Source organism: Lysinibacillus sp. NPDC093216, assembly GCF_050280325.1.
Classification (GTDB): Bacteria; Bacillota; Bacilli; order Bacillales_A; family Planococcaceae; genus Lysinibacillus.
Genome location: NZ_JBNNVB010000014.1, coordinates 1 through 15,101, shown reverse-complemented (window position 1 = coordinate 15,101; position 15,101 = coordinate 1). Strand labels below are relative to the sequence as shown.

Sequence of the window (15,101 nt, the reverse complement as noted above, 5' to 3'; positions counted from 1 at the left end):
AAAGTTGTTTAACTCAAAATTTGAAACATATCTAATGGATCAGGAACTGGAGCTTACTATGGAAGAGGAAAAAAAATGAGGAGCAACTATCGATGGTGCATTATGAAGAATATCCAGAAGGTTTTTTTACAAGTTTATAATAAATATTTGAAGGACTGTGCTAAAGGTGAAATAACTTTTAACACAGTCCTTCGTTTTTTTTTACATATATTAATCATTTTTGGATCATCATCATAGCGTGTGGTTGATTTCCGTTCCGACTGAACGCTTTGTTGTTGCTGTCGCTTCGCTTTCGCACAGAAAAAAAACAGTTGCTGACGCTTCGCTTTCGCACAGAAAACATCCGCTTCGCTGCGGGGTCTCGGGCCAACAGATGTCTTTTGCGCGAAAGCGTAGTGCTAACGAAGCGTCAGCAGCACGAGGTTGGTCACGAAGGCGTTATCACAGGACGTGATGGTTTTAGCCTTCGTTCCTCTATTGCTGATCCCCAAGGAGTCGCCCAGTCTCCACTCCAATCAACTTATATATGGCATACGTTTTAAAAATGTCATCAACTTTTGGTGAGGAGCCTCTTGAAAATATCATTGTTTTTCATATATATAGGTCTAATTTCATATGTACTTTTAAGAAATAGTTTCATGTATAATGGGAAACAAAAATGCGTATAGAGGTGTAGTTATGTCAAATGCTGTAATCTTAGAAGAAACAATTTATCAATGGTTTGATCATTTTCATAAATATCCAGAGATAAGTTGGAAGGAATTTGAAACTACTAAAAAGATTGCGTCGATTTTAGATGAGTTAAACGTATCCTATCGTTTGTTAGGGGATGTTCCGGGGTTAATTGCGGAAATTGGTACAGGTGATGAAATTGTTGCTGTACGTGCAGATATAGATGCTTTATGGCAAGAAGTGGATGGGAAGTGGCAAGCGAACCACTCGTGTGGGCATGATGCAAATATAACGATGGTGCTTGGTGCTTTATTACTGCTGAAAGATCGACCATTGCAACATCGTGTTCGTTTTATTTTCCAGCCTGCTGAAGAACTTGGGAATGGCGCTTGTGCAGCCTTTGAGCGAGGAGCTGTTGATGGTGTATCGCATTTATTTGGTGTTCATTTAAGACCAATTGAAGAGCTACCACTTGGCAAGGTATCGCCTGCTATCCATCACGGTGCAGCTTATTTTTTAGAAGGAACAATACGAGGCACTGATGCCCATGGTGCTAGACCTCATCAAGGGAAAAATGCAATCGATGTTATTATGGCTGTACAACAAATGCTCAATAGTATACATTTATCGCCTTTCGAGCCTCATTCGGCAAAGTTAACGAAGATTGTTGCAGATGGTGGTAGTACGAATATTATTCCAGGTACTGCGAGCTTCTCTATGGATATTCGCGCGCAACGTAATAACCAACTAGAATTGCTTCGTAGTCGTATTGAGTTTGGTTTAACATCAATCAAGCAGCAGTTTGAAATTGATATGGAGTGGGAATGGTTAGATTTCACACCTGGCGCTGAGGTTTCTTCAGTTGCTGCACGTATGGCTAAAGACGCAATTATTGAAACACTTGGAGAAACGCATCTAGCTGAGGAAATAACAACACCTGGAAGTGATGATTTCCATTTTTACACAGTTAAAAAACCTGAATTAAAAGCAACGATGATTGGGATTGGGGCCAACTTAACTCCTGGATTACATCATCCAAAAATGACTTTTGAACGGAATGCATTAATTGATGCTGCAAAAGTACTTGCTTGTGTGTTAGAAAAAAAACCTGAATACGAATAACGATAGCGAGAGGGAGCTATATCAAAAGTGCAAAATTCTTTTGGTAAAGTTCCTTTTTCTTTTCTTTTTTGTAGAAATGTATGAATATTTTGCATTGTCTTTAATAGCTATTTGAAAGCGTTTTTATGCGCAAAAACAGTCGAAATCGCTCGAGAGGCATAAAATTTTTGCGTTGACTTTTAATTTTTTGAATATTATGCTAAAAAACGTAAAAAATTATTTGCATCTTTGCAAACCAAGATTAACAATTAGCGCAAAAAAGGGGATGGATTCATGAAAAAAGAAATTAATGCAGGTTGGGCACTTCTGACATTTGCAATAATGATTATAGCTATGCTAATTACAGTAGTTGTGTTAGAGCAAAGTCCTCACGTACCACTTATTGTTGGAACAACTGTAGCAGCTATTGTCGCTAAAATGCATGGATTTAAGTGGATAGAAATCGAGGAAATGATGTATAAGGGGATACGTCTAGCTTTACCAGCGATTGTTATTATTATTTTAGTAGGTTTGACAATTGGCGCATGGATTGGCGGCGGTGTTGTCGCAACAATGATTTATTTTGGTTTAAAATTAATTTCTCCAGCTTGGTTTTTAGTAACAATCATGCTGTTATGTTCAATTGTTTCCTTGGCAATTGGTAGCTCATGGTCGACGATGGCAACAATCGGTGTTGCTGGTATGGGTATCGGTTTAAGTATGGGAATCCCTGCAGCAATGATTGCTGGAGCAGTTATTTCGGGTTCATACTTTGGTGATAAGATGTCACCATTATCGGATACTACTAATCTCGCAGCAGGTTTAACAGGCACAGACTTATTTGATCATATTAAGCATATGCTTTATACGACAATTCCAGCTCTAGTCATTGCAATTGTTGTATTTGGAATTATGGGAAGAAGCTTCGCAGACATCTCAATGAAATCAGAAAGTATTTTAACAACATTAAAAGTAATGGAGGACAGTTTCGTTATTTCTCCTTGGTTATTGCTTGTGCCAGTTGGTGTAATTGTATTGGTAGCGAAAAAAGTACCTGCGATTCCAGCTTTAGTTGTCGGAATAATCTCAGGATTCTTACTACAAATCTTCGTACAAGGCGGTACACCTACAATGGCTGTACATGCTTTACAAGAAGGATTTGTTATTTCAACTGGCAATGACATGGTGGACAATCTATTTAACCGTGGTGGCTTAGATTCGATGATGAATACGGTTTCAATGACAATTGTGGCGATGACATTCGGTGGGGTGTTAGAATATTCCGGCATGTTAAAATCACTTATGAATGTTATTGTGAAGTTTGCTAAATCTACAGGAAGCCTAGTTGCTTCAACGATTGCTGCATGTATTACAACAAATGCTACATGTTCTGAGCAGTATATTTCAATTGTTGTTCCATCACGTATGTTTGCGAATGTCTATCGAGAGCGTGGTTTGCATTCGAAAAACTTATCTCGTGCGTTGGAGGATGGGGGAACACTAACTTCTGTATTCTTCCCATGGAATACTTGTGGAGTCTTTATCTTAGCAACATTAGGTGTAGGTGCAATGGAATATGCACCATATGCAATTATTAATTTCCTTGTACCTATTATTTCAATTTTTTATGCATATATCGGATTTGCGATTGTTAAGCTGACACCTGAAGAAATAGAAGCAGCAGAGAAGCGCAAAAAAGAGGAAGAACTAAATGATGCTGATATGGTCATGGCTGACTAAATCTCTTCTGATAGTTAACTAAAGTCTCGCGGATGCAAAGGCATCTGCGAGAGCTTTTCAGTTAATTTCTTTCAGCGGGACGCAATTATGCCGAGGCATAATTGCTCTTAATAGGTTGCAAAGTTTAATTCATATATTGTGCGTGGGCGACCTTGTTGGTGTGTCATTTCTTCACCAACAACTTTAGCATAGCCGTTATCCACTAATTTTTTTATAATGCGCTCTGTTGTACGACGTGTAACCTGTAAGTATTCAGAAAGATTATGGGATGTAAATTGAGCTGATTGTCGCTCTCGGCTAAAATGAATGATCTTGGAAATATTTAATGGACTTAAGCTTGTTTGCTTTGCCATTTGTAAAACATAGGGATCATCTGTTTTTAAAGCTAGTTTTACTTCCGATTTTGGAAATGGACCTAGCAAATTTTTATGTTCATCTAGTATATAAATCTCACAAGGTTTAGCAAATGTTAAAGCATTTTTAGCATTTTGATTAGCCTCAAATATTGAATGGCCATAACCAAATGCTAGATTAAATGGCTTATCAGCTTGTTGTAATAAGTTCTGTAAATTCTCTTTTTCAAGTGCCTTTTGCAAATGCCCAGCTGTCGTATATAGCTCAAAAGAGTACGGTGAAATTTCTTTATAAGTTGAATGTGTAGCTGCTGTGATTTGCGTTAACATGTTAAAGTCTATAGGTTTATCTTCAGGAGCTTCTAATAGTCCAACAACGGCTTTGACAGATTCGGATTTTATAAGAAGTGATTGAGATTTCGTCTCCTCTAAGCATTGAACAATGGAGTTAGTTGCATCTAACATGCGCATTGCAGGTATTTGAAGAGCCTGTAATTCATCAAACACACTATGAATACTTGTTATGACAAAATCAATGCTATTAGCTTCCCATAAAGTTATATGATGCTGCAATATTGATTGGGTAGGTTTAGTGATAGAAATAGGCTGGATATATGGTTTTGGACCATAATACTCTATTTCTGTTAGAACATTTTCTACTATAGTAGGATTCATAACATCAATGGAAATTCTACTTAAAGGTACTGCATGATTAGCTATAAGCGATAATAAGGTTGTGGAAATTGCCGTCTCATCTTGTTTTATATAATTCCAAGGTATTGGTAGTTCTGACAGTGCAGATTGGGCATGTAAATAGGGTAGGGTTCCTCCGAATAAAAGTGCATCACATGGCTTCATTTCCTTTAACAAAACGGGTGATTCTGTAGGTTGCTTGTAAAGATAAAAATCTATTTGAATATTCTCTATGTTTTGTGCGATACTGTTTATACGCTTCATAAATGCTTTCGAGCAGATAACCGCTATTTTAGTAGACATAGGCAACGTTCCTTTTCTATTATTTTTTTGACAATTAGCGACATATTAGCGACAACTATATTATACAGGAGACTGATAAAAATGAAAATCCAACAAGTAGAGATTTTTGCAATTCATTTACCACTTATTGATCCATTTATCATCAGTTATGCTACATATGATACAATGCCTTCTATTATTTTGAAGGTTACGACAGACACAGGTATTGTAGGCTACGGTGAAGCAGTACCAGATGAGCACGTAACAGGGGAGACGTGGGAGAGCACGTATGCTGTGTTAAAGAATCAGCTTGCTCCTGCAATCATTGGAGAAAATCCAATGGGCTTTGAAAAACTTCATGATAAATTGAACAAAGTTGTGAAGGATGTGCCAGCAGCGAAAGCAGCGATTGACATTGCTTGTTTCGATATTGCAGGTAAAGCGTTACAAGTTCCAGTGTACCAACTACTAGGTGGGCGTTATCATGAGAAATTCCCGATTACGCATGTACTGAGCATTGGAACACCTGAGGCGATGGCAGAAGAGGCGGCTAACCGTGTAGAGATGGGCTATCGATCATTTAAAATGAAGGTAGGGACAGAGGTAGCTCGTGATGTTGCTCGTATCAAAGCGGTACGTGAACGTGTTGGTGAAGACATCGCAATTCGAGTAGATGTAAACCAAGGGTGGGGCAATGCGTCAACTACTTTACAAGGTTTACGTGCATTAAAAGATTTAAATATCGATTGGTTAGAGCAGCCAGTTGATAGTGAAGATATTGATGGGATGGTAGAAGTGAAGTCGAAAACAGATGTACCATTAATGATTGATGAAGGACTTCGCGGTGTACGTGAAATGCGTGAAATTATTGCAAAACGTGCTGCAGATAAAGTCAATATTAAATTAATGAAGTGCGGTGGAATTTATCCTGCTATGAAACTAGCAGTGATGGCTGAAATGGCAGGCATTGAATGTCAAATCGGTTCAATGGTAGAATCATCAGTTGGTTCAGCAGCTGGCTTCCATGTAGCATTCTCTAAAAAAATAATGACGAGTGTAGAATTAACAGGTCCATTAAAGTTCTCTAAGGATGTCGGAAACTTACACTATGATGTGCCATTTATTTGTTTAAATGAAAAACCAGGATTAGGTGTAGACGTAGATGAAGAAACCCTTAAAGAATTATGTAAGTTCTCAACAATTGTAACAGCCTAAGGAGGCGGCGAAATGGAAAAAATTTATGAAGGCATGCTTGGAGAAACGCCGTTTTTTGTTACAACATTAAATCTTCAGCATTTGCAAGAAATTGAAAAATTACAGCTTGAGGTTTATCATTCATTAGCAGACCAAAGTGTTTTACAGCCATTAAGCACTGAGGAATTTGACTATATTTTAAGCGGCAATGGCATGATGATAGGTGCTTACGTAGGGGATGAGTTAATTGCCTTTCGCACACTATTGAACCCACCTGTTGATGACGAGCACCTTGGCTATGATTGTGGGATTGTCGAGGATGAATTTCATAAAGTTTTATATCAAGAAATATCGAATGTCTCACCAACATATCGTGGCTATGGATTACAAAAAACATTAGCCCAAATTGTCATGGGTCATATCGATTTAGAAAAATATGATTATGTATGCTCAACGGTAAAGCCATATAATATCCCCAGCTTGAAAGATAAATTTTCTCAAGGGTTAGTGGTAAAGGGATTAAAAATTAAGTATGTAGACAAGCTACGATATGTTTTCTATAAAGACTTGCGACAAGAGCTACCAACCTTTACAGAAAAGATGACGATTTCGATGGATGATACGGTTGGTCAGCAACAGCTTTTGAAACAGGGTTATATAGGTACTTCTATGTATGAGAATCAAGATGATTGGTTCGTCGTTTATGAAAAATAAATAATAGTAAAAAGCCTTACCTTTTACTTATTGTGAGAGGTAAGGCTTTTTGGTTTAGGAGATTTTTATTTCATCGGGCAAAAGCCACAAGCCATTAAACCTGGTATGTCTTTTGAAAAACAACATGATTTCCGTACGGGAACGTTCACTAAATTAGTGGGGCTTTGACCTCCTGTATATTGTGCCCACCAAGATTTATTGGAGAAACGACCCCATGTTTTAGGGTCCTCTAAAGCTTCAATATCCTCCATTGCTTGATCGGCTAGTCCAGGATTAGAAAGCAATATGTGATAGTGCCAAAGTAGATATCCAAAGAAATTCTCCCAAATAGTAAGAGGGGAAATAGATGTTACTTTACGGAGCTGTTGAACGATTACATGCCCATCATATAGAATCTTCTCAATAACTGCTTGTCGCTCATCCTCATCGACATAACGCCAATCATTGGGGTTAACAAACATTGCGACTGTAAAACTGTCGAATTCTTTTGCTGCATCAAAGCGAAGCTCGATTGGTTTACCGGCCCACACCTCGTCATAGGCGGCAAGCATGTAAAGTTGCATAGCGAAAAACATACCGTAGCGGCGTGAAAAATGAGAAATAGCGGCTGTTTCCGTTGCTGCGTCTGTAATGCCCATCATAAGGTTTAAAAAGTCAGGATGGTAAAAGTCCTTATGTATATCAGCTAATGTAAATAGTGTCCGCTTTGGTTCTGTCGTATAAATGCTATAGGAATTCAATTGTCGAACTTGATCCATCGTTAATGCTGGCATCGTGATCACCTTTTCTTTCAGTCTTCTGCTACTTCAATTATAAATTAATCATTTTTGCTTCACAAATGGTATGCAATATAGTAAAATACATTAAACATATCTGAAAGGTAGGTTTTAAAATGTCGCAGCCTCATGCAATTCCAAGGCCGCTCGTTCGACTCAATCAATGGACGATTCTGTTAAGTGTCATTCTAACGTGGGTAACAGGGTTCACTTGGATTTTAGCAATTCCTTTAGTAGCAAATTTACTTGGTGTTTTATGCAATTACAATCCTATTATTCGAGTAGGGAAGCTGTTTCTAAAAAAGGCTCCATCTACTTATATACCAGAGGATGCACAACAACAAAAATTTAATTCTAATATTGCTAGCTTTTGTTTAGCAGGCGGAATTTTAGGTTACTTGCTTAAATGGCAAGTGGTTGGCTACCTCTTTACGGGAATTGTTGCAATAGCTTCATCGATAGCAATTGCAGGCTTTTGTATAGGTTGTTTCCTACATTTTCAGCTAAAGCAATGGCAATATCGTCGCTCGCTGAAAAAGGCATAAAAAAACTTTAAAAAATTTTCAGATTAATGTTGACTTTATAATTGATAATGATTATCATTATCGTATAAAGATTATTCCTCCCCTACAATACAGTGTAGAGAGGATGAACTTTAGCTACTTTTCTCCAGAAGTTTGCTAGTTCATGAAGACGCTCCTAAAACCCCCCTCATTTTTTGGGAACGTAAAATCTCTAGACGACTCACTCCATTGTGATTGAGTCGTCTTTTTTTATCGAAACTGCAATTGTTCCGATAAAAGCTAAAATTGTTCCGATAAAATGAGATTATGTTCCGATAAATCTTCAAAGTATCCCTATAAAAATGAAAGAAATCAGCTTTAGTGAATTCTGATTTTATTAATGAGTAAGTAAGGAATGACATTTGTTAAATCGTATGCCATGCATATAAGTTGATTGGAGTGGAGGCTTGGTGACTCCTTGGGGATCAGCGTCACAGATGAGACCCTGGAGCGAGCAAAGCGAGTGAAGCGGCTCATCGGACGCCCCCAGGAAAGCGCCCAGCCGGAACGGAAATCAACTACACGTTATGTCATTAACCCTAAAAATTGTAATTTAATATATGATATCCCTAAATGCATATAGTAATTAGAGTGACAATTTGATTGTTTAACAATATTAGGGGGCGGGAGTGATTATCTTATGTTTTATATTAGAAACTTCGAAGGTAATAAAAATGAGTTTGAATTCTTTCAAGAAATGTTATATGAGTCTGTAATTATTCCTGTCAATAAACCATCAAAAGAGGTTTTGCTAAACTCGCCTGACATAAGAAAATATCATGAAGGTTGGGGGAGAAAGGGAGATACTGTTTTGATTGCCTTTGACGCAGAAAATCAAACTGTTGGTGCAGTCTGGTACAGATTGTTTGATGAAAATAATAAAAGCTATGGATATATTGATAGCAATACTCCTGAAATAGGAATTGCTGTTTCAAAAGACGTAAGAGGAAGGGGATTAGGGACTTTACTAATGCGTAAAATAATTCAACAAGCGCAGGATGAAGGATACAATACCATTTCACTTAGTGTAGACCTTGAAAATAGTGTGGCCATTAATATTTATAACAAACTAGGCTTTCAAGATTATGAAGTAGTAGGAACATCTAAAACAATGATTTACAAATTATAGTGCTCTCTAGAATAAAAAATGTACACTACTAAGTAAATTTAGTAATGTACACTTTTAATATTACTGAGTAGGGCTGCTGTTATGAACAGCGCTTTTTTTCCCTAGTATCATCGTATAGTAGCTATGAAGTAGCATGCCCACAATGATGACACCTAAGCCCGCGAGTGCAATTGGATTTGGGAATGCAATGCCGAGCAATAATACTTCACCGATAATGACAAAGAGTATTTCAGTCGATTGTGTTGCTTCAACTGCTGCAAGCTTGCCTTGATGATCGCGAACACGGTCAGTTGCAATGAAAAATAAAGTTGTGGCGATGACACCAGAGCTTATACCTACAAGCAACGATTGCATTACTTGGCTGCTAGAAGGAAGCCCGACCGTTGCTAATGCATAAATAGCTAGAATAATCCATGCAGGCATCGAGGCGATGGTCATACCAAGAACTCGTTGATATGTATCGATACGTCCACCGCAGATTTCCATCATTTTACGATTACCAAGAGGGTAGGCAAAAGCAGCGATGACAACAGGTAAAATGCCAAGCATTAAACTTTTAAATGGGACAGATTGTGCCTGTGGTATTTGGATAAGTAAAATGCCGACTAAAATAACACATGAAATGAGTAATGAAATAAGCGGTATTTTTTGACGTACTGTTTTCCCAGCTACTATTGAAACAAATAGGGGTGCTAGTAATACGCCAGCGACAATTGTCAATTGCCATGTTCCAGAAACGAGCCACCCTGGACCGAATGCTGCTGCAAATGTCAGTGGGGCATAGAACAATACGAATCCAATAAAGCTCCAAAGTAGCCAAGCGGCAGGCTGTGCCTTCATTTCACCTGATAGTTGGGTAAAACCTTTTCGATAGAAGACAATCACAAGTAAAAACGGAAGCATGAAGAAATAGCGCAAAGATGCACTCCAAAGCCAGCTACCACCTTGCATTTCCATTGCATGATTTAATATAAATGTAACAGCAAAAAAAAGTGAGGCTAAAATGCCTAATGCAATTTCTTTCATTAAATTCACCTCAAAATCCTTTATGTAATTTGAAAATTCAGTTATCGTTTTTTTTAAAAATTACGAAGAAGGGGTAAACCCTTCTTCGTAATTACTTTCCTTGTTGTTCAAAGAGCTGTACGATTTCGATAATCACTTGTGTAGCTTTCTCCATCGTTTCTCCAGATACATATTCGAATTTACCGTGCATATTTTCGCCACCTGCAAAAATATTTGGTGTTGGTAAGCCCATGTAAGAAAGCTGTGAACCATCAGTACCGCCACGGATTGGTAATGTAATTGGAGTAATATCTAACTTTTCCATCGCTGTGCGTGCAATATCAACGATTTCTTTTACAGGCTCAATTTTTTCGCCCATATTATAGTATTGATCTTCCATAGTAATGCTTAAAGCATGCTCGCCATATTGGGCTTTAATTTTCGCCGCAGCATCAAGCATTAATTGTTTTTTCGCCTCGAACTTTTGACGGTCATGGTCACGGACGATATAAGAAAGCTCAGCATGCTCGATCGCTCCGTTAAAGCCCATTAAGTGAATAAAGCCCTCATAGCCTTCCGTTTTTTCTGGTACTTCAGCAGTAGGCATTTCATTTTGGAAAGCGATCGCCATTGTGATGGCATTGACCATTTTATTTTTTGCAGATCCAGGGTGTACACTAGTACCTTTTGTCACAACCTTTACGCCTGCAGCATTAAAGCTTTCGTATTGTAGCTCGCCAAGTGGTCCACCATCCATCGTATAAGCATAGTCTGCTCCAAAGGCAGCCACATCAAATTTATGAGGACCGCGGCCAATTTCTTCGTCAGGTGTAAATGCTACACGTAATTTACCATGTTTAATAGAAGGATTATTTACTAGGTATTCCATAGCCGTCATAATTTCTGCGATACCAGCTTTATCGTCAGCACCTAATAACGTAGTGCCATCCGTTGTAATTAACGTTTGACCTATATAATTTTTAAGCTCCGGAAAATCTGTTGGCGACATCGCTAGATTTTCATTGAGCTGGATCGTTCCACCATCATAGTTGTCAATGCGCTGTGGATTAACGTTTGTGCCGGTAAAATCTGTTGTAGTGTCCACATGTGCTAAAAAGCCAATTGTAGGCACTTTTTTATCTGTATTTGCTTCGAGTGTCGCAAATAAATAACCATTTTCATCTAATGTAATGTCAGTTAAGCCTATTGCAGCAAGTTCATCTTTTAGTACATGCAATAAGTCAAATTGTTTTTGTGTTGAAGGAGTTGTTTCGCTTGTGAAATCAGATTGTGTATCAATTTTTGCATAACGAATTAAACGCTCGATTACTTGTTCTTTCATAAGTATGGCCTCCTAATGTGTATGTTTAACTACTTTCAGCCCCCGGCCGATTCCGTGACATCCGCCAAGTTATAATTGATATTATTGTAACACTTTACTTCGGATTTCGGAATATTGAGAAATACTTAAGGCAATTAGTATTTGGGCACTGTAATATGTCAACATAATAAACTCATGTGAAAATGGTAAAGGCATAACAAATTTATTAATAGCTAAATAGGAATCTGATGAAATAAAGAGCAGAGCGCCGATCGTTGCAAATGTAGAACCTGTTCGAATCACAGTCCAACCCATCGTTAATATGACGGAAATATAAGCAATGACCGCGATACCAAGCACGACTTCTCCTGATGAAAATACAGTACCTGCAATCCACACAGCCATACTTGCACCGTAAACGAGTAAGACAATCTTCGCCCAAGTCGGTACTTGTCGTTCATTAGTAGAAGAAAAGGCCAGGATATAAAAAATATGCCCGATTAAGAAGCTTGTTAGCCCAATTAGAAACCACTGTAGCGTATAATCGCCGACCATACAAAACACAAGTCCGATGACAATCAGTAGTTGATACTTTTTAATGCCTAAATTTTTTGATGTAGCGGCTAAAATAATGATTAAAAGCATTGGGATGACTTTAAAGATAAGTATCAAGCTTTCTGCAATATGAGACAGGAAAAAAACATAATAAAGACCAAACAAAATAATAAATGCTATTAAAACTTTTTTAGACAAATTTCTCAGCTCCTTTTCTTTGAAATTCTTTATCTATGTAACAATTTCCTTTATTCTTTTGTGAAGGAAATGTACGAGAGGGTACTCATTCATCTTATGTATGAAACTTTTTTGGTATGTAGCCGTAAATAAGAGGACAGTAAGCTTAGAGAGGGTGAACAAAATGACTAAGCTATTAATAGCTTCGGCAGTCATTGGGCTAATCGCGAGTGTTTTATTAACACCGATTATAACGAAAAAACGAGAAGATGGCGGATCTAAAAAAGTAATTGGCTACTTCTTTATAGGTGTATTTGTACTAGGGTTTTTAGCTACTGGTATAACAGTATATGTGACAAACATGGATGTAAACTGGCTTGCTTTTTGGCCCGCTATTATTCTATTAACATTAGGTGGCGCGCTTCTTGCAGGTGGTATAGAAAGAAAAATAAAGGGTGTTTTATTTTTAGCTAGTTTAGGTGTTGCAGTGTATGTATTATCAGCTCCTTTATGGAATGCTAACGAAAAATTCAAATCAGCTGAAATGAAGGAAGAGGTTGAAATAAAACCATTCGATGAAACACAAACACCAGCTAGTGTTCCTCCTAAATTTGCGCGCAATAAGATGAAAAAAGCGTTCGGACAAGTACCGAATACGAGTTATTATGAGCTAGGGCGCTTACAAATTCAAAAAGTGAATGGTGAGTATGTTTATATTGCACCAGTTGAGTTCTCTGGTTTCTTTAAATGGATGAACGGCGGGTCGACTCCTGGTTACTTTATAATGAGTGCAACGGATTCGGCAGATAACCCTAAATTTGTTAAGCAGGAAATGAAGTATGTTCCTTCTGCGTATTTAAATTCAAATTTAGAGCGTCATATACGTTTACAACATCCATTCCTTGTTTTTTGCGGAGATGTACAACTTGAAATAGATGATGATGGTAAACCATACTACATCCGTTCATATGGTGAGTTTATCTCAGCACGTAATGGCTTCGATGTAAAAGGGATCGTGCTTGTAGATGCGCTAACAGGAAAATCAGAAGTTATTAAGCTGGAGGAAGTCCCAGAATTTATTGATGGAGCGGTTTCTCCAGAGACAGTAAGCTTACAAAATAGTTATTTCGGTAATTATGTACATGGATTTTGGAACAGTCAGTTTGGTAAGAAAGATGTAAAACTTCCTTCTGATGAGGGAACAGAGGCAAATGTTAGCCCAATTTTTGACGAGAAGGGCGATATGTATTATTTCACAGACTTTACGAGCCCTAAAGAGGGTGTCGATTCAATGCTTGGCTATTCCTTAACAAATGCACGAACAGGTCAAGCAACCTATTATACTGGAAATCAAGACGCTTCTTACATGGATTCACAAGGTAACTTGCAAATTATCGAGAAGAAATTTATAGAGAAAAAATGGTCTGGAGAAATGCCAGTGTTGTATAACTTTTATGGCGAAGCTAGCTGGCTAACAGCGGTACTTGATTCAAATGGTTTCTTACAAAATTATTTCATTGTATCTGCGGCAAATCCTGAAATTTCCGTATATGCGACAACTCCTAAAGAGGCATTAAAATTATATAAAACAGCCTTAAGTCGCGGTGGAACTACAGTCGAAGGAAGTTCACATGCGGAAGAGAAAAATGCAAGTGGAAAGGTGCTTCGCGTTTACAAGGAACGTCTCGGAGACTATACAGTTGTATCATTTTTACTAAATAACGGTGAAAACTATTTAGTAAGCTCAGAAACAGAACCGCTTGCAATTTATTTGCAAGAAGGTGATGAGGTCATTCTCACTTATGGTGATACGGGAGAGCAATTCTTACCAGTTCGATCAATGATTATTAAAGGATTACAATAAAAGAAAAAAGACGATCTTTGTAGCTTAGTACTACTTGATCGTCTTTTTTATGTTGGTTGAGATTCTATATAGTGAAGCATCTTTTCCTGATGATTAGTATAAAGTGCTTTTGCATGATCGTTTAACGCAAATATTTCATGAATGTACCCTTGAAGTAAATGTTGTTCATATTCAAAATCAGAATGGTCTTCGTTTTCTACTATATGCGCTAATAAAAGTGCATGTAACACAACGACCTCTAAATTTTGTGTATTTGTAATGAATTTTAAGTTGAGTATGGTAGTATGGGAAACGAATTGATTCACATAATCAATAGCATTCTTATAAACAGCTAAGTCGATCTGTGGTTCAAGTCGTTTACTTAATAGTGTACAATTATTATTTAAGTCTTGAATTTTTAAAAATAAACCTCTTATACTTCGCTTATGTTGCTGTTCTAAAGTACGAGCAAGATTTTTATCGACATAGGACATTTATACATAACTCCTTTCCACATAGTGGTCATCTATTAGTATTAATGGAATTATTTAAAAAGAAAAGAGTCTTTTTGTTTAATTTATACCTAGATTTAACTTCTCCCACAAAAAAGTCTCTTACTTTAAACGTGAAAAACAATGTACTTTCTCATTTAATCAGCTATTGAACAAAGTTTGATCAAAACGATAATTCAATTATTATATAGGAAGCTTTTCAACGAAATGAAAAAATATAAATATTTATTAGAAAAAGTATTGACCTTTTTAAAATACGGGTGTAATATTATACAAGTCGTTAAGACAGCTACTAAAAAACAACTAAATTAGTTGTTGACATAGAGTTTGCGACATGATATTATATAAAAGTTACTGTTGAAGAAATGGTAACGAAATGAACCTTGAAAACTGAACAAGCAAAACGTAATCAATAAAGTTTTTAGTAGCTAACCTTGAGTTGGTGAACGAAACAAAATTTTGGACATCAAA

The 15,101-nt window shown here is 37.2% G+C and carries 14 protein-coding genes; 8 read left to right on the top strand and 6 right to left on the bottom strand.

What is annotated here, in order from left to right:
• The first annotated feature begins 380 nt into the window (after positions 1 to 380).
• The 3 genes from ACQKOG_RS15620 (at position 381) to nhaC (ending at position 3,513) form a co-directional block, all read left to right on the top strand.
• On the top strand, positions 381 to 542 hold the full coding sequence (locus tag ACQKOG_RS15620; RefSeq protein ID WP_427447306.1) for a hypothetical protein: 162 nt from the start codon (positions 381 to 383) through the stop codon (positions 540 to 542).
• 136 nt (positions 543 to 678) lie between these two features.
• Positions 679 to 1,794 (top strand): amidohydrolase, encoded by a 1,116-nt coding sequence (locus ACQKOG_RS15615; RefSeq protein WP_427447303.1) that lies wholly within the window; start codon positions 679 to 681, stop codon positions 1,792 to 1,794.
• 273 nt (positions 1,795 to 2,067) lie between these two features.
• A complete protein-coding gene (nhaC, locus tag ACQKOG_RS15610) occupies positions 2,068 to 3,513 on the top strand; it encodes a Na+/H+ antiporter NhaC (protein ID WP_370082907.1) in 1,446 nt (481 codons plus the stop codon).
• A 107-nt stretch (positions 3,514 to 3,620) separates the two neighbouring features.
• On the opposite strand, the gene ACQKOG_RS15605 is transcribed toward nhaC, so the two are convergent.
• Positions 3,621 to 4,862 carry a hypothetical protein gene (locus ACQKOG_RS15605; RefSeq protein ID WP_370082909.1) on the bottom strand — a complete coding sequence of 414 codons (1,242 nt, stop codon included), beginning with the start codon at positions 4,860 to 4,862 and terminating at the stop codon, positions 3,621 to 3,623.
• Between the two features lie 81 nt (positions 4,863 to 4,943).
• On the opposite strand from ACQKOG_RS15605, the gene ACQKOG_RS15600 reads away from it, so the two are divergent.
• The gene (locus ACQKOG_RS15600) at positions 4,944 to 6,056 is read left to right on the top strand and encodes a mandelate racemase/muconate lactonizing enzyme family protein (protein ID WP_427447300.1); all 1,113 of its coding nucleotides are present in this window, start codon (positions 4,944 to 4,946) and stop codon (positions 6,054 to 6,056) included.
• A gap of 12 nt (positions 6,057 to 6,068) precedes the next feature.
• Positions 6,069 to 6,749, top strand: a complete 681-nt coding sequence (locus ACQKOG_RS15595) for a GNAT family N-acetyltransferase (RefSeq protein WP_427447297.1) — start codon at positions 6,069 to 6,071, stop codon at positions 6,747 to 6,749.
• A 65-nt stretch (positions 6,750 to 6,814) separates the two neighbouring features.
• On the opposite strand, the gene ACQKOG_RS15590 is transcribed toward ACQKOG_RS15595, so the two are convergent.
• Positions 6,815 to 7,522, bottom strand: coding sequence for a Fe-S oxidoreductase (locus tag ACQKOG_RS15590; protein WP_427447295.1), 708 nt, complete (start codon positions 7,520 to 7,522; stop codon positions 6,815 to 6,817).
• A 119-nt stretch (positions 7,523 to 7,641) separates the two neighbouring features.
• Here ACQKOG_RS15590 and ACQKOG_RS15585 point away from each other — a divergent pair, with 119 nt between their 5' ends.
• Together ACQKOG_RS15585 and ACQKOG_RS15580 are read left to right on the top strand one after the other, a co-directional pair.
• Positions 7,642 to 8,070 (top strand): DUF4395 domain-containing protein, encoded by a 429-nt coding sequence (locus ACQKOG_RS15585; RefSeq protein WP_370082916.1) that lies wholly within the window; start codon positions 7,642 to 7,644, stop codon positions 8,068 to 8,070.
• Between the two features lie 658 nt (positions 8,071 to 8,728).
• Positions 8,729 to 9,217: a GNAT family N-acetyltransferase gene (locus tag ACQKOG_RS15580; RefSeq protein ID WP_370082918.1), complete on the top strand. Its 489-nt coding sequence runs from the start codon at positions 8,729 to 8,731 to the stop codon at positions 9,215 to 9,217.
• Positions 9,218 to 9,277: 60 nt separating this feature from the next.
• Here the strand turns inward: ACQKOG_RS15580 and ACQKOG_RS15575 are convergent, their stop codons facing one another.
• The 3 genes from ACQKOG_RS15575 to ACQKOG_RS15565 form a co-directional block, all read right to left on the bottom strand.
• A complete protein-coding gene (locus ACQKOG_RS15575) occupies positions 9,278 to 10,243 on the bottom strand; it encodes a DMT family transporter (RefSeq protein ID WP_370082920.1) in 966 nt (321 codons plus the stop codon).
• 91 nt (positions 10,244 to 10,334) lie between these two features.
• The gene (gene pepT, locus ACQKOG_RS15570) at positions 10,335 to 11,564 is read right to left on the bottom strand and encodes a peptidase T (protein WP_370082922.1); all 1,230 of its coding nucleotides are present in this window, start codon (positions 11,562 to 11,564) and stop codon (positions 10,335 to 10,337) included.
• A gap of 81 nt (positions 11,565 to 11,645) precedes the next feature.
• The gene (locus ACQKOG_RS15565) at positions 11,646 to 12,296 is read right to left on the bottom strand and encodes a lysoplasmalogenase (protein WP_427447291.1); all 651 of its coding nucleotides are present in this window, start codon (positions 12,294 to 12,296) and stop codon (positions 11,646 to 11,648) included.
• A gap of 163 nt (positions 12,297 to 12,459) precedes the next feature.
• Here ACQKOG_RS15565 and ACQKOG_RS15560 point away from each other — a divergent pair, with 163 nt between their 5' ends.
• Positions 12,460 to 14,139 (top strand): hypothetical protein, encoded by a 1,680-nt coding sequence (locus ACQKOG_RS15560; RefSeq protein WP_427447288.1) that lies wholly within the window; start codon positions 12,460 to 12,462, stop codon positions 14,137 to 14,139.
• 47 nt (positions 14,140 to 14,186) lie between these two features.
• Here ACQKOG_RS15560 and ACQKOG_RS15555 read toward each other — a convergent pair whose 3' ends face one another.
• Complete coding sequence (locus ACQKOG_RS15555) at positions 14,187 to 14,612, bottom strand: hypothetical protein (protein ID WP_370082928.1); 426 nt, start codon at positions 14,610 to 14,612, stop codon at positions 14,187 to 14,189.
• Positions 14,613 to 15,101 lie beyond the last annotated feature (489 nt).